Origin of the sequence: Mesorhizobium sp. B2-8-1, from assembly GCF_006440955.1 — a bacterium.
GTDB lineage: Bacteria > Pseudomonadota > Alphaproteobacteria > Rhizobiales > Rhizobiaceae > Mesorhizobium.
Window position 1 is genome coordinate 833,320 of sequence record NZ_VFTX01000001.1, and the last position, 23,969, is coordinate 857,288.

The following is a 23,969-nucleotide window of genomic DNA, read 5'->3' on the forward strand; positions in this document are numbered from 1 at the left end:
TTGAGCCTCATTGCGTGACAAGTTTGGCGTCGGTGTCGGCCAGCTGCCGTGCAAGCCGCAGCGCCGCCATCAGGCTGTCGGGCCGGGCGATGCCCTTGCCGGCGATATCGAAGGCGGTGCCGTGGTCGGGCGAGGTGCGGATGAAGGGCAGGCCGAGCGTGACATTGACCGCTTCATCGAAGGCCAGCGCCTTGGCCGGTATCAGCGCCTGGTCGTGATACATGCACAGCGCCACGTCGTAGCCGGCCCGGGCCCGGGCATGGAACAAGGTATCCGCGGGCAACGGCCCGAACGCGTCGATGCCTTCGGCTCGCAGGATCTCGATCGCCGGTCGGATGATGCGCTGGTCCTCCAGGCCCATGGAGCCATCCTCGCCCGCATGCGGGTTGAGGCCGGCGATGGCGAGCCGTGGGTTGGCGATGCCAAAGCGGTCCCTGAGGTCGGCGGCGGTGACCCGCGTCGTGGCGAGGATCAGGTCTGTGGTCAGCGCCTTCGGCACTTCGGCCAGCGCGATGTGAATGGTGACGGGAACGGTGCGCAGGTCGGGGCCTGCCAGCATCATCACCGGCATCGCTTCCACGCCGCTGTGGCGCGCCGCCAGATACGCCAGATATTCGGTGTGGCCAGGAAAGCGGAAGCCGGCGTCGTAGAGCGGCTTCTTGGCGATCGGGCAGGTGACGACGGCCGCGGCGTCGCCGGCGAGGCTGGCGGCCACCGCCCGATCGATCGCTTCGATGATGCCCGCCGCATTGGCCGGGTCCGGCTGGCCGGGGCTGTCGATGAAGCGGGCAGCCAGCGCAACGACCGGCAGTGCGTGGCCAAAGACCTCGCTTGCCTGCGCTGGCGTCGTTTCCTCGATAGGCAGCGAAACGCCGAGGCGGCGCGCCCGCGAGGCGATCAGCGCGGGATCGGCGAGGAGATAGAAGGGCGGAAGGGCCGCGGCGGTACGCGCCAGAAACGCGGCAATCGCGATTTCCGGCCCGATGCCGGAAGGATCGCCGACGCTCAACGCCAGCGCGCGCATCGCCCTGTCCACCTCAGCGCTTGACGATGCGGGCTTTTGCCTTCAGCTCGTCGACATATTTCTTGCTGAGATCGTCGGCCGCCTTGTCGTTGGAGCCTTCGCTCTGGAACACCATCTGGGCGACCTTGTCGTCCGACACCTCGCGCGACGAACAGATGCCGATGAACTCGACACCGCGCTCCGTTTGGCGGGTAGGCGTGGCGCCGCCAACCTTGGTGGCCTTGATCTGCTCGGCCCAGTCCGGCGGCAGTTGCGGCGCCAGCACCCGGCCGAGATCGCGAACCGTGACGTCGATCAGGCCCTTGGCGAACTGCCGCGTCGTGTTGCAGCCATTGAAGCGGGCACGCATGGCGTCGGCTTCGCGCTTGCGCTTGCCCAGCGTCGCGCTGCGTTCGGCCGCTGGCACGACGAAGATGACCTGCTGGAGCATGTATTCAGTGGCGCTCGGCTTGGAGCCGCCCTTGTCGAGCATGCGCCTGACCGCGTCCTGCTCGGTCACGCTGCCGCCCTCGCCGGAACGGTACCGCGCGCTCAAGGCCTGATTCCAGGCCATCTGGGCGCGGATGAACTCCTTGAAATGGCCCTTGCTGACGCCGGACTTTTCCATGACGCCGTCGAGCTGGCTGAGCTGCATCTTGTTGCTCGAGGCAAAGCGCTGGTACGCGGCCTCGACCTGCGCGTCGCTGATGTGAATCCCAAGCCGTCTGGCTTCGGCCATGCGCAAGGTCTGATCGATCATTTCCTGGCCGGCGTCGCCCTTCTTGCGCTGCAGCTTGAGGAAGGCGGCGCGATGCGCGATGTCGCCGCTGGTGATCGGTATGTCGTTGACGACGTACTTGATCTCGCTGGCGAAAGCCGGCGGCGTGATGACGGTCATCGACACGGATGTCGCCGCCACAAGCAGCGCCAACCCTGCTGAAAAGAGGTATTTCCTCATCGCAAACATCCCAATTCTATCCCGGTCCCGCCCAACTTCATCCTTCTTCGGGGTTTGTGAAGTCCCTGCCAGCCCTATGCGGCGAAACGATGTCGCGGGCTACTGGGTGGTATCGAAGGCGCTGCTCGACGATCCGAAATCGCCGAGGGTGCGGAACGACAGGTTGAAGCCGATGCTCTGCGTCACCTCCCTGGTGTTCAGGTCGCGCGACTGCGAGTACGTCATCAGATAGGTGAAGCAGGAATCATTGTAGGCGAAACCGACCCCGTCCTTGACCAACAGGCTTTCCTCGAGGTCATAGGTTCCCGTCCCGAACACGCGCCAGTTCTCGGCAAGATGCGTGGACGCGCCGAGCGTGACCTCGTGGCGGTCGGTGGTGAAGCCATAGAGCGGCTGAGCCTGGATGAAGGCGTATTTGGCGCTCAGCGACACCGGTAGGCCGGAATAGGCGGCCTTTACCTCGGCGCGGCGAACCTCGAAGCTCTGCTCGTCGAAACGGCCGCTGACCGAGGCGGCGAACCCGTTCGGGCTGCTGACGCCAAACAGGCCGACATAGTCCGACTTGGTGTTTTCGAGGCCCGAATAGGCGCCGACATTGACCAGGTCCGGCGCGTCGAAGGAGTTCTCGCCGCCGATCTGGTAGGACTGGCCGAAGATGGCGTTGGTGCCCCAGCCGTTGATGTAGGAACCGGAATAGCGAATGCCCACATTGGCGCGCGAGCCGCCTTCGATGCGGTCATAGCCGGAGAACTTGTCGCGCTCGAACAGGGTGCTCGCGTCGAAGACCATGCTCTGCGCATCTTCGTTCGGGACGGCAAGGCCGCCGACATATTGTTCGTTCGGGCGCAGGAAGACCTGCGCCATCGGCTCGAACACATGACTGGAGCCGCTGGCCATCGAAAACAGCAGCGGCCAGCTCATCTCGAGCCCGGCGGTTGCCATATAGCGGGCGAAAGACGAGCGCATATCGTCCTGCTCGCCCAAATTCGTCGCCATCTGGTTGACGGCTGCGAGTGAAGCTGATGACGCGTTGACATAGTCGACGTCGCCCTGCAGCGCCAGCAAGGGTGTCAGCACCAACCCGTCATCGGTGACAAATGACCGCTTCCATTCGGCTTGGGCGGTGAGCCGGCCGGATTCGCCCTCGATGCCGCGCACACGTTGGGTGCCTGAAGGGGGGAAGTAGGGAGTGAAATAGGTCTCGTCGAGGTCATCGCGGCGGATGACGCGCGAATTGACGTTGAACGACAGCTGGCCGCCTGCGACCGATGTATCCGGAATGTAGGCATAGTCGAGCGAGGGCAGCACCCAGGGCTGCTGGCCGCTTCGCGCAGCGATGCTGCTGTCGAGCGTGTTTTCCTGCACCTCGAAATGCATGGCGCGCAGGTCGAAATAATTACGGCCGTCGAGCCCCGTCAGGTAAACCGACGACTGGTGAACGGACCCGTTGTATTTGTCGATGGCGTAGGTATTCGAGAAGTTCTTGTCGGTCTGCAGCAGCACGTCCCAGCCGAAATTCCAGCGCGAATTGATGGCGAACTGGCCTTGTGTGCCCATCATGCCGCGGAATTTGTTGGGATCGCCGGCCTCGCCCGAATCGATATTGCGGCCGGCGGCGTCGATGAAGGCATCGGGGTCTCGCTGCTGAATCCCCGCGATCTTCAGGCTGTATTCGCCATTGTTGAAGCGCTGGCGCCACTCGGCCTCACCGAGAAAGCCCTGCTTGGTAAAGCCGGTGCCGGTGACGGTCAGGTCGTAGGTCGGCGAGAGCGCGAAATAATAGGGGACCTTTACCCCCACGCCCAGATCGCTTTTGAAGACGATGCCGGGGATCAGGAAGCCGCTCTTGCGCTTCACCGTCGGGTCGGCGATCTCGAACGCCGGCAGGTAGGCGAGCGGGAAGCCGAAGAATTCGAAATTCGCGTTCTCGAAGCGGACCGTCTTCTTTTCGCCGTTCCAGATGATCTTCCTGGCCTTCACACGCCAGGTCGGCGCCTTGTCGGGCTTGTCCTCGCACGGTTCGCAGGCAGTGTAGACGCCATTGTGGAAGGTGGTCAGCACGCCGCCCATGCGTTCGGCGCTTTCGGCGGCGAAATAGGCCTTGTCGATGGTTTCGACGCGGAGCGCGTTGACGAAACCGTCGGCGAAGTCGTCGGTGATGTCGATATGATCCGAATTGATCTTGGTGCCGTCGCTGTTGATCACCTCGACATTGCCGCTTGCGACCATGCGCTTGGTGTTGCGGTTGTACTCGACCTTCTGCGCGACAAGTCGGTTGCCGCCATAGTCGATCTGCACGCCGCCGACGGCGGTCACGGTCTGATTGTCGTTGTTATAGACCAGCGTATCGGCCGCCAGTAGCATCTGCGAGCCGGACGGCACCTTGGTCGCCATGTCGCCGACATCCTGCGCGATCGCAGGCAGCGGAACCGCGCATGCAAACAGGCATGCCAAGGCGGTCGCCGCATAAAGGCGCGCCAAACCGGCCTGCCTGTTACTGGGCAAAAAGGCCTCCCTCACTAGCCGTCTTCCTTGTATAGCAGGAAAGTCACCCCGAAGAACATAGCTACCACGACCGGCACCCAGGCAGCTACGACAGTCGGCACGAACCCCGCCACGCCGAATGCCTTCACCAGCACCGAAACGACATAAAGCAGAAACCCGGCAACGACGCCACCCAGAATCATCGTTGCTGATTGCCCCATCCTCGCAAATCGCATTGAAACTGTTGCCGCAATCAGCGTCATGGCGACGAGCAGGAACGGCAACGCCACCAGCGAATCGAACTGCATGGCAAAGGCATTTGCCTTGAGACCGAAAGAACGGGCAACCTCGATTTTTCCCGGCAGATCGTAGAATGGAATGGTCTCCGGGCGCGCCAGCCGCTCCTGCACGAATTCGGGCTTCAGATTGGTCGGCACGCGGTCGTTTGCCGCAGGCTGGATGGTGCCGTTCCTGAAGGTCTTGACGTCCTGCAATTCCCAGTAGCCGTCCCGCAGATAGGCGCGCGCGGCATCCTTGCGCTCGACGATATCGCCTTGCGGGTCGAGGATGAAAAAGACAGCGTCAGCCATCTCCAGGCCCTGATTGAGGATGGCGCGCGCTCCGATGATGGTGTCTCCGGAGCTGGTTTTCTGCCGGATCCAGGGCGCGGCGTCGGCCGACACCGTATTCGACTTGCCCGAGCGCAACTGGGTTTCGATCTGTTCGGACCAGGAAAAGGCGTGCGCTGCGAGCGGGTTGATGAGACCGACCGACAGGACGCCGAACAACAGCGCTCCGATGCAGCACGGCAGAAGGAACTGCCAGGCCGAAACGCCGGCTGAGCGCGCTATGACCAGTTCATACCTGCGGTTGAGCGAGACCAGCGTCGCCATCGCCGAGAAGAGACCGACAAACGGCACGGTCTGCAGCATGATCATCGGCATCCTGAGTCCGGAAATGGCCAGCGCCGTTCCATAGGTGAAGCCGGGCAGGCCGGTCGTGCGGCCGGAAAGCTCGGTGAAATCGATCAGGAACACCAGCGCAAGCAGGCCGATGAAGAACCACACGGTGATCGTGACATAGCGGAAGAAGAAGTAGCGTCCCAGCGTCCAGCCCATTAGCTGACCCCCTGGCCCGAGGCGCTGCGCCGGGACAGGCGCAGCTTGACGGCATTCCAGGCGTCAGCCATCCGGCTGGCGAGATTCGTCAGCCAATCTGCCCAGGCCACTGGCAGTTCCATCGTCCGGTTGGATGCGATGAACCAAATTGCCACCGCCGACGACACGATGGGCACGCCGTAGACCATATACGCATATTGCGGGACCTCGTCGGCCTTGCTGGCGGCGAAGAAGCCCAGCCAGCGCACGAACAGCGATATCGCGATGGCCGTGATCAGCGGATTGACGCGCGCCTCGCGATGCGAGCGTGCGTCTCCGGCGACCGCGAGTGCGATCAAGGCGAAAACCATGGAATAGAGCCATTCCGAGAACCGCTGGTCGACCTCCGCCCGGTATTCGTTCGGGCGCTGCTGGTAGACCTTGTCGTTGGCACTCGGGTTGAGCAGGTACTGGGTCGTCTGGTCTTTTGGCATCAGCGTCACCTCCGACGCTGCCGCCATGAAGGCCGACATGTCGAAGGCATAGGAGGTGAAGCGGATGACCGAGAGGTCGCCGGTCAGTGTCTTTCGATGGATGACGCCGTCATTCATCATCAGCACCTTTTCGCCGCCGCGTTCGACGATGCTGCCGGTCTTGGCATAGTAGACGAGGTTGACGCCTTCCTCGCGCGAATCCGCGACGAAGATGCCGCCCAGCCGGTTGTCGGGAAGCCGCTCGCCTATCTGCAGGAACAGCCCATCATCGATCTTGCGGAATGTGCCCTCCTGGATGATCAGCGACAGAAGATCCGCGCGTGACTCCGCCACCAGCATCCGGTTCTTCTGACGCGCGTAAGGGTCGATGCCGTTGTCGACGGCGAAGGAAAAGACGCTGGCCGCGGCCGCGAGAATCATGATCGGCCGCACGATGGTCCAGCGCGAGGCGCCCGCTGCGTTGACGACGGCAAGCTCCGAATCCGAATTCATGACGCTGAGCGTCTGGGCAACCGCCACCACGAGCGCGAAGGGCACCACGATCGGAATGATCGAGGGAAGAATGAGGGCCGCAACCTCGAAGAAGGTCAGCGCCGACTGGCCGCTGTCGGTGACGAGGTCGATCTTGGCCAGCACCTGCGTCGTCCAGACAATGGCCAGCGTCCAGGCCAGCGCTGCAATAAAGACCACGAAAGCGCGGCGCATGATGTAGCGTTCAACGACCTTCATGAAGGCTTTTCTCAATTTTCTCGAACGGCATCATGCCACCGGATAAGGGTAGCCGTCCGGCGACGCCCGCACAACTGGCTGCGTCGGGCTCTGTCAGGCAGACGATCCGGTTCCCGTCCCACATCGCGCGCCACGTTGGGCCGGAGTGTCGGCGGGATTGGATAAGAAAGGGCGAACATCGATGGTTAACAACAGGTTGCGGCCAAAAAGCGGAGCCGTGCCGCGACGAATCGCCGTCGATTCATGTGCCATATGGGGAGCCCGTTTGGCAAAGTCTTGCCAAATGCCGGAAAACGACCAAATGTCGCGGATCGCTTCCAACCGCTTCGCGCGAGCCGCGCATTCCCCGAAAGCAGGACATGATGAACCAGAGACCCTCGATCGCCTTCGCAAAATTCGCCGCGCCGCAGACCGCCGCGAACAGGAAGGGGACGGTCTTCGTGCTGGCGGCGGATGATGGCGGCCTGAGCGAAACCGCCGCGGCGTATGATCCCGGCAAGACGCTGGAACGGGCCTTCCCTGTGGCCGAATTCACGGCCAAGTTCGCCAGCGTGGTGGAAGTGCTGACGCCACAGGCAAGCTCGCTCGACAGGCTGGTCGCGATCGGCGTCGGCAAGGTATCCGGGCTCGACGAATACGCCTGGACGAAGCTTGGAGGCACCATCGCGGGGTCGCTGCGCAAGGCGACGGACGTGGCGGTGGTGCTCGACGTGGTCGGCGCCTCGTCAAGCGGTGCGCAGGCGGCCAGCCTTGCCGCGGGTATTCTTCTGCGCAGCTATTCCTTCGATAAGTACAAGACCAGGAAAGACAAGGACGATGGCCAAGGCGACAAGGCCGAGCCGAAAAAGCCGGCCAAGATAACCATCCACACCGCCGATCCGGCGGGTGCGAAGAAGGCCTTCGCCGAGACCGAGGCTGTGATCGACGGCGTGCTTTTGGCGCGTGACCTCGTCAACGAGCCGGCAAACGTCCTGGGACCGGTCGAGTTTGCCGCCCGCGCCAAGGAACTGGAGGCCCTCGGCGTCAAGGTCGAGATCCTGGCCGAGAAGGAAATGAAGAAACTCGGCATGGGGTCGCTGCTCGGCGTTGCGCAAGGCTCGCCGCGCGGCGCCCGCATGGCCGTCATGCAGTGGAACGGCGGCAAGGCCAAGGACAGCCCGGTCGCCTTCATCGGCAAGGGCGTCACCTTCGACACTGGCGGCAATTCGATGAAACCGGCATCCGGCATGGAGGACATGAAGGGCGACATGGGCGGGGCCGCGGCTGTGACCGGGCTGATGCATGCGCTCGCCGGCCGCAAGGCGAAGGCCAATGTCGTCGGCATCATCGGGCTGGTGGAAAACGCCGTCGACGGCCATGCGCAGCGTCCCGGCGACATCGTTACCTCGATGTCGGGCCAGACCATCGAAGTGCTCAACACCGATGCGGAGGGGCGCCTGGTGCTGGCCGATGCGCTCTGGTACTGCAATGACCGCTTCCAGCCGAAGTTCATGGTCAATCTGGCGACGTTGACCGGCGCGATCATGGTCGCGCTCGGCCAGCACTATGCCGGCCTGTTCTCCAACAATGACGAACTGGCGGAACGCCTGGCGACAGCCGGGCAGTCGACGCAGGAGCGACTGTGGCGCATGCCGCTCGGTCCTGAATATGACAAGCTGATCGATTCCAAGAATGCCGATATGAAGAACATCGGCGGCCGCTATGGCGGCGCCATCATCGCCGCGCAGTTCTTGCAGCGCTTCGTCAAGGACACGCCCTGGGCGCATCTCGACATCGCAGGCACCGCCATGGGGGCGCTGTCGAACGAAATCAACCAGTCCTGGGGTTCCGGCTTTGGCGTGCGGCTGCTCGACCGGCTCGTGCGCGACCACTACGAGAGCTGATCGGGACCCATGGCCGACGTGCTGTTTTATCACCTGACCGAATCGACGCTGGAGGATGCGCTGCCCGGCCTACTTGAGCGCAGCGTCGATCGCGGCTGGCGCGCCGTGGTGCAGACAGGCACCGAGGAGCGGCGCGACGCGCTCGACCAGCATCTGTGGACGTTCCGTGACGATTCCTTCCTCGCGCACGCCACTGATCGCGAAGCCCATCCCGCTGAACAGCCGATCCTTTTGACCACCGGCGAAGGCAACCCGAACGCGGCGCAGATACGCTTCCTGGTGGACGGCGCTGCGCCGCCGGACCTTGGCGGCTACGAGCGCGCCGTGTTCCTGTTCGACGGCCACGATGCGGCCCAGGTCGAGGCCGCCCGCGGGCACTGGAAGACGATGAAAGACGCCGGCCACGCGGTGACGTATTGGCAGCAGACGCCCGATCGCCGCTGGGAACGCAAGGCTTGAGGACGTCAGCGGCGGTTGATCGCTGCCTTGTCGATAATGTGGATCGCGATCATCGAGCCGGAAGAAACTTGTCGCTCGTACATGAGCAGCCTTACTTCTTCCCCTGCGGATGGATCGTCTCGCCGCGCTTGAGCATCTCGACAAAAGTCTCGATCTTCTTCCTGCGCCCGGCTTCCGTCTTCATGTTGTGGATACGGAAGGCGAGCGCGAAGCGGTTCTGCGCGCTGAGTTTTTCGAGCATTTGCCGAGCCTCTGGCTCGGCATTGATCGCGGCCTGCAGGTCATCGGGAATTTTCATGTCCTTGCCGCTGGCATAGGCACGCGCCCAGCGGCCATCGGCCTTGGCGGCTTCGACCTCGGCGAGCCCATGCCGCGTCATCCGGCCGTCGTCGATTAGCCGGGCGACATTGTCGATGTTGATCTGGCTCCAGATGCTTTTCTTCGTCCTCGGCGTGTAACGCTGCAGGAAGCTCTTGTCGTCGAGCCCCTTGCGCACCGCGTCGATCCAGCCCCAGCACAGCACGACCTCGATCGCCTCCTTTGCCGAGATCGACTTCAGTCCCGAGCCGGTCTTGTGGATTGTGATCCAGACCTCGGTTTCCCTGTCATGATGTTCACCGAGCCAAGTATAAAAGCTCTCGGCGTCCTCGAATTCGTGCACCTTGTCGGGGTCGACCTTGACCGGCGCCATCTGCGGCCTCGTCCATGCTTTGCGATTGCACTTTCAATGCGGCATTTCCCGCTGGATGACAATCGAAGGCGAAGATGATGGCTGTCGGATGAGGGCAGTTCTGCGGTGGCCCGCAGGCGCGGACCACCGCGGGTGTCGTTTCACTGCCCGCCCATTTCCTTCTTGAACGTGTCGAAATCGACCTGCATGCCATTGAAGATGGTGCTCCAATGGCGGGTCAGCGCAGCCATCGCCACCGCTTCCTGGATTTCCTCATCGGTAGCGCCGGCGCGCTTGGCGTTTTGCGTGTCCGACCAGATGCAGTAGTTGCACGGGATCTGCGCCGCCACTGCCAGCGAGATCAATGACTTTACCTTTGGCGGCAGCGCCGTCTTGTCGCTGAGTTCGATGGCCTTGACCTCGGCCCAGGCGCCGGGCAGACCGGCTTTGGGAAGTTGCTTCACAAAGCTCGGCACGCCGCCCATGGTCGACTGGATGTCCTTTATGGTTGCATCGTAGTCGTCGGCATAGGCAGGGGCCGCGGCGAGGACGCAGGCCACGGCGGTTAGAGCCAACGCACGATGGAGGGACGAATGCACGGATTTGGCAATGCGATGGTGTGACATGTTTTCCTCCTCTGGTCTTTGTTAGCCTTACTGTGTAAGGTGAAGTGAAAAATGAACCTTACGCTGTAAGTTGTCAAGCGCGGCCATGGACTCATCGATCAAAAAAAAGCGAGCACGCGGACGGCTATCCCGCGAGATGATCGAGGATGCCGCTTTCGAGGTGATCGAGAAGGAGGGCCTTTCCGGTTTTTCGATGCGCAAGCTCGCCGCCGTGCTCGGCTGCGAGGCGATGAGCATTTATCATCACTTCCCCTCGCAAGCGCACCTCTATGAGGCGCTGGTCGATCGCCAGGTCAGCGGGATGGTTATCCCCGACGACAGCATGCCGTGGCGCGACAGGATTCGGATGGTCATGCATGAGTTTCGCCGTGTTGCGAGTGAGCATCCGGCCTTTGCGCCATTCCTTGTCGTCTACCGGATGAATTCGCCGCCTTGCCTTGCGATGCTGAACGGCGTCATCGGCCTGTTCGAGGCTGGCGGTTTCGGCCCGGAACTCAGCGCCAGGCTGTTTCGCACCGCCAGCTATTATCTCATGGGCGCGATCCTCGACGAGACAGCGGGCTACGCCAAGGGCCCGTCGGCGGTGACCACCGTCGACGACGAGCAACTGGCGAAGGATTTCCCCAGTGTCATGGCGGCCGGGACCTATTTCGGCACCGGCGGTTTCGACAAGACATTCGAACTCGGCCTCGACATGCTATTGGACGAAATGGAGCGCCTGCGCGACAGCGCCAATGCAGGCTAATTGTCCGGCAACGTCCGATTACAAGGTGATTCCCTGAATGCGCTTTCTGTTCCTGTTGATCCTGCTCGCCGGCATCGGCGTCGGCGCCATCTATCCATGGGCGATGACTAATTTCTCCGGTCACCAGATCGGCAGCTGGCGGGTCTATGAGGGCGGCCGCTTCAGGCAGGTCACAGTGCCGCTTGCCGCGCGCGATGCGCCGGTCAGGGTGCTGGTCGACTTGACCGCGAGGGCCGAGCGCATCGTTTCGCAGCAGCGCACGGTGCTGACGCTGACAGCCGCCTCCGGCGGCCGCACGGTGCTTGCCTCGACGCTTCAGTTCAATCATTCCGACAATCCGCGTCAGGCGAGCCCGCAACTGCCCGACAAGATCTTCCGCGATGAGGCTGGCGTGATCCGGACCGTCGGCCCCGGCCCCTATGTCTTCACCGTCGGTCCCGGCGACGCCGACGACATCCCGATACGCGCGGTCGATCTTGTCTTGCGCTCCGGTGTGGGCGAGACCGACAGCCGTGCGCGACCGGTTGGCTTCGCGCTGATGGCGATCGGCTTGATCGGCTTCCTGCTGTCCTTGCGTTCTGCCGGCGGCCGGCCGCAAAATCCGAATTCACAGCCACCGCCGCCACGTTGGGGCAGGGGTTCCACATGAACTATCGCCACGCCTATCACGCCGGAAATTTTGCCGACGTCCTCAAGCACGTCGTGCTGACGCGGCTGCTTGAATATCTGAAGCAGAAGGACAAGGCGTTCCGCGTCATCGACACTCATGCAGGCATCGGCCGCTACGATCTGTCCTCGCCCGAGGCGCAGAAGACCGGCGAATGGCAAGGCGGCATCGGCCGGCTGGTCGATGCCGCGCCCGAAGCCCAGGCCGCAATGCTGCTCGCTCCCTATCTCGACGCGGTGCGTGCGTGCAACGCAGACGGTCCATTGAAAAAATATCCGGGCTCGCCGCTGGTCGCGCGGCACCTTCTGCGTAAGCAGGACCGGCTATCGGCGATCGAGCTGCACCCGAAGGATGTCGCGAAGCTGAAGACGGAATTCGCCGGCGATTTCCAGACAAGGGTGATCGAGCTCGACGGCTGGCTGGCGCTCGGCGCACACCTGCCGCCGAAGGAAAAGCGCGGACTGGTGCTGATCGATCCGCCATTCGAGGAAGAGGGCGAGTTCGGCCGCCTCGTCGACGGGCTGGCGAAGGCGCACAAGCGCTGGCCGGGCGGCATCTATGCGCTGTGGTATCCGATCAAGGACCGCAAGGCGGTGATTGGCTTCCGCAAGGCACTGAAGGAAACCGGCGTTCCGAAATTGCTCGACATCGAATTCGAAATCCGGCCCGCGTCGCAAGAGCCCAACCTCGACGGCAGCGGCCTGGTCGTGGCCAACCCGCCTTTCACGCTGGAAGGTGAATTGCGCATTCTCCTGCCGGCCCTGCACAAATTGCTGGTCTTGGAAAAGCCGGCGCACTGGACGCTGAACTGGCTGGCAGGGGAGTAGCAGCGGGATGCAGGCTGCGAGCGGCGTCCTTACAGATGCGCCAAGACAAACAGTTAAAGCGGGTCTGCGGCCGGCCCGGCTCCGCTCCGCTGGAATTGGTGGCCGGCTTCTGCCTCGCCATCGGCGCCGCGGTGCCCTATGCCGCCGGCGCGCTCATCCTGTTCACGGTGGCGGCGAACCTGCTCGTCCTGCCCTTCTGGCGCCATCACGGGCCGGAAAGGCAGGCGCTGAGGTCCGCGTTCCTGGTCAACATCGCCGTTATCGGCGGGCTGCTGCTGGCGGCGCGTCCCGGCTGATGGCCGGCGGCCACGCCCTGGAAACCATTGTCAATGCAATCGCTTGACCGCCGCCCGGCGAATCCCGCACAGTGCGCGCAATCGACCTTGAGAGGCTGCCATGACTCGCTTCGCCCGCTCCGCCCTTGCCGCCCTGATCTCGCTCTGCACGCCATTTGGCACATCGCTTGGCTTCACCCAGGCGGCGCAAGCCGCCGATCTTGCCGTCTATTCTGACGAGGACAGCGGCATTTGCGGCGAAGCCTGGGTGCTGAACAAGATCACCAGCCGCTTCTCCTATCAGGTGCGGCACGTCCCGCACCTGCCGGATGTCGCGATCACCGATTTCCACCGCATCCACCAGCACCGCTACTTGCCGGCCAGCGAGGAATGGCCGATCGGCCGGCGCTATTGCGGCGCCACGGTCGCCCTGTCAGATGGCCGCGACCGCGCCATCTGGTACCTGATCGAGGAAGGCCAGGGCTTTGCCTCGATCGGCGACAATGTCGAATTCTGCGTCTCGGGCTTCGACCGCTGGATGGTCTACAACGGCCGCTGCCGCATCCTGCGCTAGCGGGCGGTTTCCAGTCTCGATTTCGTTAGAGCCTGCGGCTCAAGCCGCGGGCCTTTTCTGTGACTCGGGGTATCGGCCCTGACGAAAATATGTGCCGCGCGGCACGCGCCGACAATGTTTGCCAATCGCAGTGCTATTTCCTGCCTCGCGTCGCCTCGGCTTCACCGATGATCTTTCGAAGAAAGGCAACGTGACTGCGAAAAGCGCGGCGCCCGATCGTCGTTGCTTTGATCCGTGTCCGCGGCCGCCGCCCGACGAAAAGCTTTTCAACATCGACGTAGCCCGCTTTGGCCAGCGTATCGAGATGCGCGCCGAGATTTCCGTCGGTGGTTTCGATCATGGCTTTCAGTTGCGTGAACTCCAGCGCCTCGCGTCTTTCCAGCGTGTTCAGGGCGGCCATGATCCTGAGCCGTGTACCCTGATGGATGATGTCGTCGGCACTCATCAATGGCTCCAATGCTGCGGACCTTGAGCTGTCACCCTACGGCTCTGCAGCCTCGGGCAGTACTAACCATTCGCCTTTGTGAACGACATCGAACACACTTGCCAGAATACTCTGGTATACAGAGTAATCTGTCAATTCAGTGATGAAGCCAGGCTTGACAAGGTGATCTCCAGATCGGCGCATCGCATTGCACTTGTAATCCGAAGGGACCGGTCGCCTGCAAAAGATGATCATTCTCTATAAGCCGCAGCTCATGATATTCGCGGCCGAAGATCAATGCGCGAAGCTGCTTGCTGATCTTTGCAGCTTCATGGCAGGCGCGCCCACGCAGCGCATCGAGAATGTCGATGCCAAATTGCTGGCGATATCGGAAGATAACGCCATATTTTTGCGATGATGAGTGTGATCATGTGTCGATCGCAACGAAAATTTAAGCTGAGAAAATCATATCATTGCTTCGCTGGCTAGCGAGGCGCGAGTCAGATAAGCATGACACGCCGGGCCATTAACGGTCGTCGGCATAACGCAAGGGGCATCGCATGGCTAAGCAGTCATCAAAAGCGCCGGCATCCAAGGCACCGGCAAAGAAAGCACCTGTAAAAGCGGCGGCGGCGAAAGCCGCGACCGCGGTCAAGAAAGCAGCACCCGCTGCCAAACCGAAGGCGGCAGCGCCGAAGGCAAAGGCGGCACCGGCCAAAAAGCCGGCAGCCAAGGCCGCCGCGAAACCGGCGGCGAAGAAGGCAGCGCCCGCCAAGGCCAGCGCCGCATCCGCAAAGAAGGCTGCACCGGCCAAGAAGGCCGCTCCGGCAAAGAAAGCCGCTCCGGCCAGGAAGCCGGCTGCCAAGGCCGCGGCCAAGCCCGCTGCAAAGAAGACAGCTCCTGCCAAGGCTCCGGCCAAGGCTGCCGCGGCGAAGTCTTCGGCACCGGTGAAGAAGGCGGCGCCAGCCGCCAAGAAAGCAGCGCCGGCGAAGGCCGCGAAGAAGTAGTCGCGTTTCTTCGCGCCGGGGACGGTGTCGGCAGAAATGAGGGCAGGTGCCGTTGAGGCCTCGCGCCCTCTGCTCTGGCATTGGGGCGCAACGAGAGGGGCGGACGCCAGATATCTTTCGCAGCTCCCAGGACTTCGCCGCAGGGCGAAGTCCGGTGGGCTTTTTGTTGCGCGCTATCGTGCGGCGGCGGAACGATCGTTGGTCTTGTCCGGCCTGTCGGAGTGTTGCCGCCGTCACCATGTGGCGCATCCTGATCAAGGCGTACAAGAGACCAGGGCATGCAGGAGTGGTCGCCGGCTGCTGGCGGCTGGTTTTTCCGCTTCTGGCTGTTGCGCGGGGAAGGGCGCCCGGTCAACAGTGACGGGCTGCCAACAGGAACCCGATCATGCCGAAGCTGCTTTACGCCTCCACGTCCCCCTATAGTTCCAAGGTACGAATGGCGGCCCTTTATGCCGGCATCGCGGTCGACCTGGCGCCTGTCAAAACCGAAGACAAGCCGGCCGAACTGATCGGCGCCAATCCGCTGGGCAAGATCCCCGTGCTGGTGCTCGACGACGGCCGCTCGATCCACGACAGCCGAGCCATCACCCAGCAGCTCAACCGGATGTCGAAGAGCGCGCTGTTTCCGCGCAATCCCGACAAGCGGCTGGAAGCGGAAGTGCTGGAAGCGTTGGCGGACGGCATCTGCGACTGTGCGCTGTCGATGGTTTATGAGCGCCGCACGCGGCCCGAGGAGATGGTCTACCAGCCCTGGCTCGATCGCCAGTGGGCGAAGATCACCGCCGCGCTCGATCTACTCAACGCCAATCCGCCGAAACTGCCGAAGAAGATCACCGCCGGCCAGATGGCGCTGCGCGCCTGCCTTGGCTACCTGGCGCTGCGTTTCGCCGGGAAATGGGAAAAAGGCCGCAACCGGCTGGTCCGCTGGGCCGCGCGCTTCGATGAGAAATTCCCTGACCTGAAACCCTGCGTTCCCGCGTGAGCGGCCGACAATAAAAAAGCCGGGCGCGAGGCCCGGCTTCTTCGTGTCGTGGCTTGAACGACTTAGAACTTCATACCGACGCCGAAGGTGACGCGGTTGTCGGTGGCCTTGACCTTGCCGATGCCATCGAAGTCCTTGCTGCCGAAGTCGGTGTAGCGGTATTCGACGCGGCCGAACACATTGTCGGTCAGCTTGATGTCGGTACCAAGACCGGCGGTCCAGCCGATCATGGTGGCGCGGTCGCTGGCGCCGAGGACGCTGTCCTCCACCTTCAGGCTCCTGCCGGCGAGACCACCGGTGCCGTAGAGCAGGATTTCCGGGGTCACAGCGTAGCCGAGACGGGCACGCAGCGAGCCTTCGAAGCCGGCCTTGGAGTCGATGCCATTGTCGTCGCCCTTGACGCCGTTGTAGCCGAGTTCGGCTTCACCGCCGTAGACGAAGTTCTCCTGCTGCCACTGATAGCCGCCGAAGACGCTGCCGATGAAACCCTTGGTATCGGTCTCAACGTCGAAATCCTTTTCCTTGGTACGGCCACTGAAGCCATAGCCAAGATTAAGACCGGCATAGGGGCCGGCCCAGGACGCGACGGGCAGTTCGGCGACCGGGGCAGGTGCCGGCGGCTCTTCCTGGACCACATCGGCGGCATAGGCAGTTCCACCGAGGGCGAAGAGCCCGAGCGCTACGGCCAGCGGCCGTGCGAATTTGAGATTGGCTTGCATTGTTGTTTACTCCTTAAGCCACAGGACACAGGCTTGTTCTTACGATCGCCCATCAACCCGTCCGGGGGGTGAAACGGATCTGGCGTTCGTCGGTTCCAAATGTCGTGTCGAAATACGGCTGAAGCGAACCTGAACTTGGGTCATTCCCCGGCGCGAATGAGGCAGAAATTTGGCGTTGCATCTTCGCAACAGCGAAATGTCAGCAGATTGGCCGTGCTGCACCGCAGGTGGCTTGGTGCAAGGAGTCCAGCCTCCTATATTGTGTTGAGGCCGGCTCATTGCCGGCCGGCTCGAAATGCCGAACCGGCCGTTTCGCCACAATGTTGCCGCAGCTGCGAACGCCATTTAACGGGTGGCGGGCCATAATTTGCCGGCGCCCTCCTTCGCGCCGAAACCGAGGATTGACAACAGATGAGCAAAGCCACCGCGGCGCTGGTGACGGGCGGGGCAAAACGGATCGGTAGCGCGATTGTCGAGGATCTCGCCGCCCACGGTTTTGCCGTCGCCATTCACTGCAACCGCTCGCGCGATGACGCGGATGCGATTGCCCAGCGGATCAACCGCGCCGGCGGCCACGCCGCCGTGGTCGCCGCCGATCTGACCGACATGGCCGAGGTCGGCGACCTGGTCGGCCGCGCCGAAGCCGCGCTCGGGCCGATCTCGCTGCTGGTCAACAACGCTTCGCTGTTCGAGGACGATTCGGTCCTTGACTTCGACTGGCAGGGCTGGGACCGCCACTTCGCCATTCATGTGAAGACCCCGGCGCTGTTGGCGCAGAACTTTGCCCGGGCTCTGCCAGACGGGCAGGAGGGACTGATCGTCAACATGATCGACCAGCGTGTCTGGCGGCCGACGCCGCGCTACTTCTCCTATGCGCTGTCGAAGTCCGCCTTGTGGACGGCAACCCAGATGATGGCGCAGGCGCTCGGCCCGCGCATCCGCGTCAACGCCATCGGTCCCGGCCCGACCTTGAAGAACGCGCACCAGGACGACAGCGACTTTGCCGCGCAGCTCGCCGGTCTCATTTTGAAACGCGGCCCGCAATTGCCGGAATTCGGCGCCACAATCCGCTATCTCTGGGAAGCCCGCTCGGTTACCGGGCAGATGATCGCGCTTGATGGCGGCCAGCATCTTGCATGGCGCACGCCTGATGTGACAGGCATGACGGAATGAGTCCCGCAGAGCAGAAACACAAGGTGCGTGGCGGCGCCGACGACCTGCCTCCCGAAATCGACCTCGAGGACGAGGCGGCGGAGGAGATCGTCGAACCGGCCGGCCCGGACGTCGCCTTCACCGCCATCGACTGGACGCCGCATGCCGGCGATGCCGACGGCATGGTCGGCGCCGAAGTGATCCAGACGCTGGTCAAGCGGCTGCCCAATGCGCCGGGCGTCTACCGCATGATGAATGCCAATGGCGACGTGCTCTATGTCGGCAAGGCCCGCAGCCTGAAGAAGCGCGTCACCAATTACGCGCAAGGCCGCTTCCACACCAACCGCATCGGCCGCATGGTGCGCGAGACCGCGACGATGGAGTTCGTCGTCACCCGCACCGAGATCGAGGCGCTGCTGTTGGAGGCCAACCTCATCAAGCGGCTGCGGCCACGTTTCAACGTGCTGATGCGCGACGACAAGTCGTTTCCCTACATTCTCTTGACGGGCGACCATGTCTCGCCCGGCATCTACAAGCATCGCGGCGCGCGTTCGCGCAAAGGTGATTATTTCGGCCCCTTCGCTTCCGCGGGCGCGGTCGGCCGCACCATCAATTCCTTGCAGCGCGCCTTCCTCCTGAGGAGTTGCACCAACTCCTTCTACGAGAACCGCACGCGGCCTTGCCTGCTCTATCAGATCAAGCGCTGCGCCGGTCCGTGCACCGGCGAGATTTCGCATAGCGACTATGCCGAGCTGGTTGCCGAGGCGAAGGATTTTCTTTCCGGCCGCAGCCAGAAGGTGAAGACCGAGATTTCGGCCGCCATGCAGCAGGCCTCGCAAGACCTCGATTTCGAGCGCGCCGCCATCTATCGAGACCGGCTGGCGGCACTCTCGCACGTGCAGAGCCACCAGGGCATCAATCCGCAGACCGTCGACGAGGCCGATGTCTTCGCAATCCATCAGGAGGGCGGCCAGGTCTGCATCCAGGTGTTCTTCTTCCGCACCGGCCAGAACTGGGGCAACCGCGCCTATTTCCCGAAGGCCGATCCGGCGCTGGAAGGGGCCGAGGTGCTGGGCTCGTTCCTGGCGCAGTTCTATGACGACAAGCCGACGCCGCGCGCCATTTTGCTGTCGCACGCCGTGGAGGACCAGGAACTGTTGGCCGAGGCGCTCTCGACCCGCGCCGGCCGCAAAGTATCGATCTCGGTGCCGCAGCGCGGCGAGAAGAAGGACCTGACCGACAACGCGTTGCAAAATGCCCGCGAGGCGCTCGGCCGTCGGCTGGCCGAAACCTCGACGCAGGCCAGGTTGCTCGCCGGCTTCGCCGAGACCTTCGGGCTCGAAAAGCCGCCGGTGCGCATCGAGGTCTACGACAATTCGCACATCATGGGCACCAACGCCGTCGGCGCCATGGTCGTCGCCGGGCCGGAAGGTTTTGTGAAGAACCAGTACCGGAAATTCAATATCCGCTCGACCGAGATCACGCCCGGCGACGATTTCGGCATGATGCGCGAAGTGATGGAGCGGCGCTTTTCACGATTGCTCAAGGAGCATGGCGATGTGACGCCCAACGATGCCGCGGCAGGCGAGGCGGACAGCGATGAGGGCGACATGTCGGGCGGCTTCCCTGCCTGGCCCGACGTCATCCTGATCGATGGCGGCCAGGGCCAGATGAGCGCCGTGCGCAAGATCCTCGCCGATCTCGGCATCGAGGACCGGGTCGTGGCCATCGGCATCGCCAAGGGCCAGGACCGCGACGCGGGCCGCGAGCGCTTCTTCGTCAAGGGCAGGGACTCGTTTTCGCTGCCGGTACGCGACCCGGTGCTCTATTTTGTCCAGCGCCTACGCGACGAGGTTCACCGTTTCGCCATCGGCTCGCACCGGGCCCGCCGCAAGAAGGAGATGGTCAAGAGCCCGCTCGACGAGATCGGCGGCATCGGCCCTAGCCGCAAGCGGGCGCTGCTGATGCATTTCGGCACCGCCAAGGCGGTCGGTCGCGCGGCAATCGAGGACCTGGTAAAGGTCGAAGGCATTTCCGAGCAGGTGGCCAGACTGGTTTACAACCATTTCCACGAGAACTGATGCATGTCGCCCGAAAGCGACCGTCGGCTCCCGGGCGAAGCAAGGAGCGGCGCGGCGTAGCCCGCGAGATGACAAGATTGGCCTATTTTTGCTGGCCAATCGATTTTGGCCTGTTGACCCCCTACATCAGCTTCTGATTTGAGTACGCAGGCAGAAAGAGTTCCCCCGGATATGGCTCAGCGCGCGTTCAACCTTCCGAACATCCTCACCTACGCCCGCATTATCGCGGTGCCGCTGGTGGTGCTGTGCTTTTTCCTCGAGGGACATCTGAAGTCGAGCGACTTCGCCCGCTGGTCGGCGCTGATCATTTTCCTGCTGGCGTCCATCACCGACTATTTCGATGGCTATTTCGCCCGCGCCTGGAAGCAGACCTCGAACATCGGCAAGATGCTCGACCCCATTGCCGACAAGCTGCTGGTCGCGACATGCCTGCTGCTGCTTGCCGCCGACACCGACCGCCATGCCGGCATTGCCGGCTGGTCTCTGTGGGCGGCGATCATCATCCTGTGCCGCGAAATCCTGGTTTCGGGCCTGCGCGAATATTTGGCCGCGCTCAAGGTCTCCGTGCCGGTGACGCAGCTTGCCAAATGGAAAACCACTATCCAGATGGTCGCCATCGCCTTCCTGCTCGCCGGGCCGGCCGGCGACAAGATTTTTCCGCTCACCACACAGACCGGCCTGGTGCTGTTGTGGATCGCTGCCCTGGTCACGCTTTACACCGGCTATGACTACTTCCGCGCCGGCCTCAAGCACATCATGGACGAATAGGATGACGAAGCTCATCTACTTCGCCTGGGTGCGGGAGCGAATCGGCAAGCCGGACGAAGACGTGGACTTGCCGCATGGCGTCGAGACGGTCGCGGACCTCTTGCGCTGGCTGAAGTCGCGCGGCGAGGAATACGACCATGCGCTGCAATATCCCGACGTGATCCGCGTCGCTATCAACCAGGAACATGTCGAGCACGGCGAAAAGATATCTGGCGCGCGCGAGATCGCGCTGTTTCCGCCGATGACCGGGGGCTGAGATGGCCGGCGCGGTCGTACCTGTCGTGCGCGTCGAGGCGCAGGATTTTGACGTCGCCGCCGAAATCGCCAGACTGACGCAAGGCCGCGCCGACATCGGCGCTGTGGTCACCTTCTCGGGCCTGTGCCGTGACGAGCAGGGGACGCTCTCGGCCCTTGAGCTCGAGCATTATCCGGGTATGGCAGAGGCCGAAATCGCCCGCATCGCGGCCGAAGCGGTTCAGCGCTGGCCGCTGCAGGGCATCACCGCCATCCACCGTCATGGCAAGATCCGGCCAGGCGAGAACATCGTGCTGGTGGTGGCGGCCTCCGTGCATCGGCAAGCCGCGTTCGAGGCGGCGAATTTCCTCATGGATTATCTGAAGTCGCAGGCTCCCTTCTGGAAAAAGGAGCATCATGCCGACGGCTCCGAGGGCGGCTGGGTCGAGGCCAAGGAGAAAGACGAGCAGGCGGCAGGGCGCTGGAAAAGGCCACCGTCCGAATAATTTTGCATCAGCCACGCATTGACCGCAATCCTTTGGCCAATTCGTTGTTGGTCAGCCTGGGCTGTGGCCAGCCCGGGGAAGGGAGATGGTCGTGCTGGACAGGATAGCGGAGTTCTTCGTCTTCGGTTTCGTGCCTCTGGTCGTCGGTATACTGGCCGTGCCGGAACTCTCCGTGGCCGCCGAAAAAGCCCTGAAAGGCGAGGTGACCTACCGCGAGCGCATCGCTTTGCCGCCCAATGCCGTGCTCTCGGTCCAGCTTGCCGATGTCTCGTTGGCCGACGCGCCCGCCAAAATCGTCGGCGAACAGAAGCTGACGCCGGCAGGCCAGGTGCCGATCAGCTTTGCGGTCAAATTCGATCCGTCCCGGATCCAGCGGCGGATGACCTATGCGTTGCAGGCCCGCATCACCGTCGGCGACAGGCTCCTGTTCATCTCGGATGAGCGCCATCAAGTCGATCCGCTGACCGATGCGCCGCAAACAATCATGCTCAAGATGGTGACGCCAAGTCCCGAGCCCACTGCTTCCGTTCTCGATCAGCTTTGGCTTCTCGATTATGTCGACGGCGTAGCCATCACCGCATCGCAAGCGACATTCCGGGTGAGTGAAGCAGGCAAGGCCGACGGCAACGGTCCCTGCAACAGCTATTTTGCCACCGCCAACCTCGATGGCCAGAAGATCGCGATCAGCGACATCGGCTCGACCTACAAGGCCTGCGCGCCCGAGGTGATGGCGGAGGAAAAGGCGCTGTTCGAGGCTCTGGCAAAGGCGGCTTCGTATAAAGTCGATGCCGGCAAGTTGACCATCGCCGACGGGAACGGCCGCGAAATCCTGCGTTTCAGCGCTGCGAGCTGATGCCGTGAAAGGGCTGTCGGCGGAGGTCAGCCGCTCATTTTTTCGAACACGGCGCCATAGTGGTAGGGCGGCACCTCGACCAGCTCGATGAATTTGAGGCCGGCCGCCTCGACGGCCGTGATGGTCTGTTCCGGCGATATCCTCAATTCGGTCTTCGGTCCGCGGGGCTCGCCGAGCACCGTGGTTTGTTCACGCGGCTGCTGATGCCAGTTGACGACAACAAAGCGTCCGGCAGGGACGAGCGCTTCGCTAACGGCTCGCGCCAGCCGTGGCCGGTCCGGCACGCCGTGGAAGGCGTTTGCCATGAAGATGAAATCGACGGGGCGGGATATCAGGCTCGCGAGTTCATAGGCATCGCCCGCTACGAGATCGAAATTCCTCGTGCCGTTTTCATTGAGCCGGCGACGGGTGACGTCGAGCAGGTCGGTATCGATATCGATGCCGACGACATGGCGGGCGACCCTGGCGATGGGCAACGTAAACCAGCCGTCGCCACAGCAGAGGTCGGCCACCTCCATGCCCGGCTTCAGTCCCGTTGACGAAAGCACGGCACCGGGGTCGGGCCACAGCACCTCCCACCAGCCGCTCGATGGCATCTCGGTGCCCTGGAAGAAGCCGGGAATGGTGCTGGTCATGCTTCGCCGGCTCCCTGTGCCTGACCGACTTTAGCGCGGGCAAGGGTTCAACGGCAGTGCCGGATCGATCCGTTTCAATGAAAAAGGCCGGCAATCCGCCGGCCTTTTTCGGTCACAATGCCAGGGTCGGCTCAGCCGACGATCTCGGTGTCGGAGAACCAGTACTTGATCTCCTGCGCAGCGGTTTCCGGCGCGTCCGAACCGTGCACCGAATTCTCGCCGATCGACAGCGCATGCACCTTACGGATGGTGCCTTCGGCGGCGTTGGCCGGGTTGGTGGCGCCCATCACCTCACGGTTCCTGGCAATGGCGTTCTCGCCTTCCAGCACCTGCACGATCGTCGGCGCCGACGACATGAATTCCACCAGCTCGCCGAAGAACGGACGATCCTTGTGGACGGCGTAAAAACCTTCCGCCTCGCGGCGGCTCATCCAAACGCGGCGCGAAGCGATGACGCGCAGACCGGCATCTTCCAGCATCTTGGTGATAGCGCCGGTGAGATTGCGCCGCGTTGCGTCCGGCTTGATCATGGAAAAGGTGCGTTCGAGCGCCATTGGGTCGTCCTTGTCTGGTTGGATTGGGAGTGGCGGGCTCTATACAAGCCGGCCGGCCCATTGCCAAGAGGAAGTCGACGGGGGTGTCGTAAGCAGATGAGTTGTCCGGATTAGGTAGCACGTGAGTTGTCCGGTTTTATCGCCAGCGGATGGAGGCTGGGGATGAAGCGGACGGCATGGCTACAGGACCGGAGAATGCAAAAGTTTCGGGACGTATTGAGCCGCTGGAATGGCGGCGATCTTTCGATGATGGAGGCAGGCGAGTTGCTTGGCATGTCGGAGCGGCAATTCCGACGCTACCGCGACCGGTACGAAGAGGCTGGGGACGCTGGGTTGCTGGATCGGCGCTTGGGCAAGCTTTCGACGCGTCGGGTGCCGGCGGAAGCGATTGAGGAGATGCTGGAGCTTTACCGTCATCGCTACCTCGGCTGGAATGTGAAGCATTTCCACGAGCACCTGCTGCGCGATCACCATTTCAGCTGGGGCTACACCTTCATCAAGACGCAGCTCCACGCGGCGGGCCTTGTGGAACGGGCCAAGCGGCGCGGTGCTCACCGGCGCAA

28 protein-coding genes are annotated in these 23,969 nt (G+C 62.9%); 16 read left to right on the forward strand and 12 right to left on the reverse strand.

What is annotated here, in order from left to right:
• Positions 1-7 precede the first annotated feature (7 nt).
• From pdxA to lptF, 5 genes are all read right to left on the reverse strand, one after another.
• Positions 8-1,024: a 4-hydroxythreonine-4-phosphate dehydrogenase PdxA gene (gene pdxA, locus FJ428_RS04010; RefSeq protein ID WP_181165137.1), complete on the reverse strand. Its 1,017-nt coding sequence runs from the start codon at positions 1,022-1,024 to the stop codon at positions 8-10.
• Positions 1,025-1,037: 13 nt separating this feature from the next.
• Positions 1,038-1,970, reverse strand: coding sequence for a peptidylprolyl isomerase (locus tag FJ428_RS04015; protein WP_181167198.1), 933 nt, complete (start codon positions 1,968-1,970; stop codon positions 1,038-1,040).
• A 90-nt stretch (positions 1,971-2,060) separates the two neighbouring features.
• Complete coding sequence (locus FJ428_RS04020; protein WP_181167199.1) at positions 2,061-4,481, reverse strand: LPS-assembly protein LptD; 2,421 nt, start codon at positions 4,479-4,481, stop codon at positions 2,061-2,063.
• Positions 4,481-5,563, reverse strand: coding sequence for an LPS export ABC transporter permease LptG (gene lptG, locus FJ428_RS04025; RefSeq protein WP_140494432.1), 1,083 nt, complete (start codon positions 5,561-5,563; stop codon positions 4,481-4,483). The genes FJ428_RS04020 and lptG overlap by 1 nt, the downstream gene beginning before the upstream one ends.
• Positions 5,563-6,765: an LPS export ABC transporter permease LptF gene (gene lptF / locus FJ428_RS04030; protein ID WP_140494430.1), complete on the reverse strand. Its 1,203-nt coding sequence runs from the start codon at positions 6,763-6,765 to the stop codon at positions 5,563-5,565. Before lptF ends, lptG begins: the two co-directional genes overlap by 1 nt.
• A 362-nt stretch (positions 6,766-7,127) precedes the next feature.
• Here lptF and FJ428_RS04035 point away from each other — a divergent pair, with 362 nt between their 5' ends.
• Complete coding sequence (locus FJ428_RS04035) at positions 7,128-8,648, forward strand: leucyl aminopeptidase (RefSeq protein WP_140878962.1); 1,521 nt, start codon at positions 7,128-7,130, stop codon at positions 8,646-8,648.
• 9 nt (positions 8,649-8,657) lie between these two features.
• The gene (locus FJ428_RS04040) at positions 8,658-9,107 is read left to right on the forward strand and encodes a DNA polymerase III subunit chi (protein WP_140494426.1); all 450 of its coding nucleotides are present in this window, start codon (positions 8,658-8,660) and stop codon (positions 9,105-9,107) included.
• Positions 9,108-9,198: 91 nt separating this feature from the next.
• Here FJ428_RS04040 and FJ428_RS04045 read toward each other — a convergent pair whose 3' ends face one another.
• A complete protein-coding gene (locus FJ428_RS04045) occupies positions 9,199-9,798 on the reverse strand; it encodes a YdeI/OmpD-associated family protein (RefSeq protein WP_140657912.1) in 600 nt (199 codons plus the stop codon).
• A gap of 140 nt (positions 9,799-9,938) precedes the next feature.
• Entirely contained in the window at positions 9,939-10,403 is a 465-nt protein-coding gene (locus FJ428_RS04050) for a carboxymuconolactone decarboxylase family protein (RefSeq protein WP_140494422.1), read from the reverse strand.
• A 136-nt stretch (positions 10,404-10,539) separates the two neighbouring features.
• Between FJ428_RS04050 and FJ428_RS04055 the strand changes: the two genes are divergently transcribed.
• The 5 genes from FJ428_RS04055 to FJ428_RS04075 all read left to right on the forward strand — a co-directional run bounded on the left by FJ428_RS04055 (position 10,540) and on the right by FJ428_RS04075 (position 13,491).
• Positions 10,540-11,148: a TetR/AcrR family transcriptional regulator gene (locus FJ428_RS04055; RefSeq protein WP_224519188.1), complete on the forward strand. Its 609-nt coding sequence runs from the start codon at positions 10,540-10,542 to the stop codon at positions 11,146-11,148.
• Between the two features lie 37 nt (positions 11,149-11,185).
• Positions 11,186-11,797: a hypothetical protein gene (locus tag FJ428_RS04060; protein ID WP_140555734.1), complete on the forward strand. Its 612-nt coding sequence runs from the start codon at positions 11,186-11,188 to the stop codon at positions 11,795-11,797.
• Complete coding sequence (locus FJ428_RS04065) at positions 11,794-12,642, forward strand: 23S rRNA (adenine(2030)-N(6))-methyltransferase RlmJ (protein WP_140666184.1); 849 nt, start codon at positions 11,794-11,796, stop codon at positions 12,640-12,642. Before FJ428_RS04060 ends, FJ428_RS04065 begins: the two co-directional genes overlap by 4 nt.
• Positions 12,643-12,677: 35 nt before the next feature.
• Complete coding sequence (locus FJ428_RS04070) at positions 12,678-12,938, forward strand: DoxX family protein (RefSeq protein WP_181165134.1); 261 nt, start codon at positions 12,678-12,680, stop codon at positions 12,936-12,938.
• A 100-nt stretch (positions 12,939-13,038) separates the two neighbouring features.
• Positions 13,039-13,491 (forward strand): hypothetical protein, encoded by a 453-nt coding sequence (locus FJ428_RS04075; protein ID WP_140494414.1) that lies wholly within the window; start codon positions 13,039-13,041, stop codon positions 13,489-13,491.
• A gap of 133 nt (positions 13,492-13,624) precedes the next feature.
• Here FJ428_RS04075 and FJ428_RS04080 read toward each other — a convergent pair whose 3' ends face one another.
• A complete protein-coding gene (locus FJ428_RS04080; protein WP_140520635.1) occupies positions 13,625-13,936 on the reverse strand; it encodes a transcriptional regulator in 312 nt (103 codons plus the stop codon).
• A 226-nt stretch (positions 13,937-14,162) separates the two neighbouring features.
• Between FJ428_RS04080 and FJ428_RS30185 the strand changes: the two genes are divergently transcribed.
• Positions 14,163-14,333, forward strand: coding sequence for a hypothetical protein (locus tag FJ428_RS30185; RefSeq protein ID WP_181167200.1), 171 nt, complete (start codon positions 14,163-14,165; stop codon positions 14,331-14,333).
• A 108-nt stretch (positions 14,334-14,441) separates the two neighbouring features.
• Here the strand turns inward: FJ428_RS30185 and FJ428_RS30190 are convergent, their stop codons facing one another.
• The gene (locus FJ428_RS30190; RefSeq protein WP_181167201.1) at positions 14,442-14,729 is read right to left on the reverse strand and encodes a hypothetical protein; all 288 of its coding nucleotides are present in this window, start codon (positions 14,727-14,729) and stop codon (positions 14,442-14,444) included.
• A 578-nt stretch (positions 14,730-15,307) separates the two neighbouring features.
• Between FJ428_RS30190 and FJ428_RS04090 the strand changes: the two genes are divergently transcribed.
• The gene (locus FJ428_RS04090; RefSeq protein WP_140494408.1) at positions 15,308-15,904 is read left to right on the forward strand and encodes a glutathione S-transferase family protein; all 597 of its coding nucleotides are present in this window, start codon (positions 15,308-15,310) and stop codon (positions 15,902-15,904) included.
• Between the two features lie 62 nt (positions 15,905-15,966).
• Here FJ428_RS04090 and FJ428_RS04095 read toward each other — a convergent pair whose 3' ends face one another.
• A complete protein-coding gene (locus tag FJ428_RS04095) occupies positions 15,967-16,623 on the reverse strand; it encodes an outer membrane protein (protein WP_140494406.1) in 657 nt (218 codons plus the stop codon).
• A gap of 411 nt (positions 16,624-17,034) precedes the next feature.
• Here FJ428_RS04095 and FJ428_RS04100 point away from each other — a divergent pair, with 411 nt between their 5' ends.
• From FJ428_RS04100 to FJ428_RS04125, 6 genes are all read left to right on the forward strand, one after another.
• On the forward strand, positions 17,035-17,796 hold the full coding sequence (locus FJ428_RS04100; protein WP_140670137.1) for an SDR family oxidoreductase: 762 nt from the start codon (positions 17,035-17,037) through the stop codon (positions 17,794-17,796).
• Positions 17,793-19,856 carry an excinuclease ABC subunit UvrC gene (gene uvrC / locus FJ428_RS04105; protein WP_140624568.1) on the forward strand — a complete coding sequence of 688 codons (2,064 nt, stop codon included), beginning with the start codon at positions 17,793-17,795 and terminating at the stop codon, positions 19,854-19,856. Before FJ428_RS04100 ends, uvrC begins: the two co-directional genes overlap by 4 nt.
• Before the next feature lie 171 nt (positions 19,857-20,027).
• A complete protein-coding gene (gene pgsA / locus FJ428_RS04110; RefSeq protein WP_140494400.1) occupies positions 20,028-20,624 on the forward strand; it encodes a CDP-diacylglycerol--glycerol-3-phosphate 3-phosphatidyltransferase in 597 nt (198 codons plus the stop codon).
• A 1-nt stretch (position 20,625) separates the two neighbouring features.
• Positions 20,626-20,880 carry a molybdopterin converting factor subunit 1 gene (gene moaD, locus FJ428_RS04115; protein WP_140520631.1) on the forward strand — a complete coding sequence of 85 codons (255 nt, stop codon included), beginning with the start codon at positions 20,626-20,628 and terminating at the stop codon, positions 20,878-20,880.
• Between the two features lies 1 nt (position 20,881).
• The gene (locus FJ428_RS04120) at positions 20,882-21,364 is read left to right on the forward strand and encodes a molybdenum cofactor biosynthesis protein MoaE (protein WP_140517865.1); all 483 of its coding nucleotides are present in this window, start codon (positions 20,882-20,884) and stop codon (positions 21,362-21,364) included.
• 85 nt (positions 21,365-21,449) lie between these two features.
• Complete coding sequence (locus tag FJ428_RS04125) at positions 21,450-22,217, forward strand: YbaY family lipoprotein (RefSeq protein ID WP_224519189.1); 768 nt, start codon at positions 21,450-21,452, stop codon at positions 22,215-22,217.
• Between the two features lie 26 nt (positions 22,218-22,243).
• Here FJ428_RS04125 and FJ428_RS04130 read toward each other — a convergent pair whose 3' ends face one another.
• Complete coding sequence (locus tag FJ428_RS04130; RefSeq protein ID WP_140520628.1) at positions 22,244-22,852, reverse strand: class I SAM-dependent methyltransferase; 609 nt, start codon at positions 22,850-22,852, stop codon at positions 22,244-22,246.
• A 131-nt stretch (positions 22,853-22,983) separates the two neighbouring features.
• Positions 22,984-23,406: a nucleoside-diphosphate kinase gene (gene ndk, locus FJ428_RS04135; RefSeq protein ID WP_010915217.1), complete on the reverse strand. Its 423-nt coding sequence runs from the start codon at positions 23,404-23,406 to the stop codon at positions 22,984-22,986.
• A 162-nt stretch (positions 23,407-23,568) separates the two neighbouring features.
• Here ndk and FJ428_RS04140 point away from each other — a divergent pair.
• A partial coding sequence (locus FJ428_RS04140) for a helix-turn-helix domain-containing protein (RefSeq protein WP_140878963.1) occupies positions 23,569-23,969 on the forward strand: 401 nt, incomplete at its 3' end.

Excerpts from the sequence above, each read along its gene's own strand:
- FJ428_RS04035 (WP_140878962.1), top strand. The coding sequence starts at position 7,128 with ATGAACCAGAGACCCTCGATCGCCTTCGCAAAATTCGCCGCGCCGCAG.
- FJ428_RS04095 (WP_140494406.1), bottom strand. The coding sequence starts at position 16,623 with ATGCAAGCCAATCTCAAATTCGCACGGCCGCTGGCCGTAGCGCTCGGG.
- FJ428_RS04100 (WP_140670137.1), top strand. The coding sequence starts at position 17,035 with ATGAGCAAAGCCACCGCGGCGCTGGTGACGGGCGGGGCAAAACGGATC.
- FJ428_RS04080 (WP_140520635.1), bottom strand. The coding sequence starts at position 13,936 with ATGAGTGCCGACGACATCATCCATCAGGGTACACGGCTCAGGATCATG.
- FJ428_RS04075 (WP_140494414.1), top strand. The coding sequence starts at position 13,039 with ATGACTCGCTTCGCCCGCTCCGCCCTTGCCGCCCTGATCTCGCTCTGC.
- lptG (WP_140494432.1), bottom strand. The coding sequence starts at position 5,563 with ATGGGCTGGACGCTGGGACGCTACTTCTTCTTCCGCTATGTCACGATC.
- FJ428_RS04045 (WP_140657912.1), bottom strand. The coding sequence starts at position 9,798 with ATGGCGCCGGTCAAGGTCGACCCCGACAAGGTGCACGAATTCGAGGAC.
- FJ428_RS04050 (WP_140494422.1), bottom strand. The coding sequence starts at position 10,403 with ATGTCACACCATCGCATTGCCAAATCCGTGCATTCGTCCCTCCATCGT.
- pdxA (WP_181165137.1), bottom strand. The coding sequence starts at position 1,024 with ATGCGCGCGCTGGCGTTGAGCGTCGGCGATCCTTCCGGCATCGGGCCG.
- FJ428_RS04090 (WP_140494408.1), top strand. The coding sequence starts at position 15,308 with ATGCCGAAGCTGCTTTACGCCTCCACGTCCCCCTATAGTTCCAAGGTA.
- moaD (WP_140520631.1), top strand. The coding sequence starts at position 20,626 with ATGACGAAGCTCATCTACTTCGCCTGGGTGCGGGAGCGAATCGGCAAG.
- FJ428_RS04120 (WP_140517865.1), top strand. The coding sequence starts at position 20,882 with ATGGCCGGCGCGGTCGTACCTGTCGTGCGCGTCGAGGCGCAGGATTTT.
- pgsA (WP_140494400.1), top strand. The coding sequence starts at position 20,028 with ATGGCTCAGCGCGCGTTCAACCTTCCGAACATCCTCACCTACGCCCGC.
- FJ428_RS04125 (WP_224519189.1), top strand. The coding sequence starts at position 21,450 with ATGGTCGTGCTGGACAGGATAGCGGAGTTCTTCGTCTTCGGTTTCGTG.
- FJ428_RS04015 (WP_181167198.1), bottom strand. The coding sequence starts at position 1,970 with ATGTTTGCGATGAGGAAATACCTCTTTTCAGCAGGGTTGGCGCTGCTT.
- lptF (WP_140494430.1), bottom strand. The coding sequence starts at position 6,765 with ATGAAGGTCGTTGAACGCTACATCATGCGCCGCGCTTTCGTGGTCTTT.
- uvrC (WP_140624568.1), top strand. The coding sequence starts at position 17,793 with ATGAGTCCCGCAGAGCAGAAACACAAGGTGCGTGGCGGCGCCGACGAC.
- ndk (WP_010915217.1), bottom strand. The coding sequence starts at position 23,406 with ATGGCGCTCGAACGCACCTTTTCCATGATCAAGCCGGACGCAACGCGG.
- FJ428_RS04060 (WP_140555734.1), top strand. The coding sequence starts at position 11,186 with ATGCGCTTTCTGTTCCTGTTGATCCTGCTCGCCGGCATCGGCGTCGGC.
- FJ428_RS04065 (WP_140666184.1), top strand. The coding sequence starts at position 11,794 with ATGAACTATCGCCACGCCTATCACGCCGGAAATTTTGCCGACGTCCTC.
- FJ428_RS04040 (WP_140494426.1), top strand. The coding sequence starts at position 8,658 with ATGGCCGACGTGCTGTTTTATCACCTGACCGAATCGACGCTGGAGGAT.
- FJ428_RS04070 (WP_181165134.1), top strand. The coding sequence starts at position 12,678 with ATGCGCCAAGACAAACAGTTAAAGCGGGTCTGCGGCCGGCCCGGCTCC.
- FJ428_RS04130 (WP_140520628.1), bottom strand. The coding sequence starts at position 22,852 with ATGACCAGCACCATTCCCGGCTTCTTCCAGGGCACCGAGATGCCATCG.
- FJ428_RS04055 (WP_224519188.1), top strand. The coding sequence starts at position 10,540 with ATGATCGAGGATGCCGCTTTCGAGGTGATCGAGAAGGAGGGCCTTTCC.
- FJ428_RS30185 (WP_181167200.1), top strand. The coding sequence starts at position 14,163 with ATGATCATTCTCTATAAGCCGCAGCTCATGATATTCGCGGCCGAAGAT.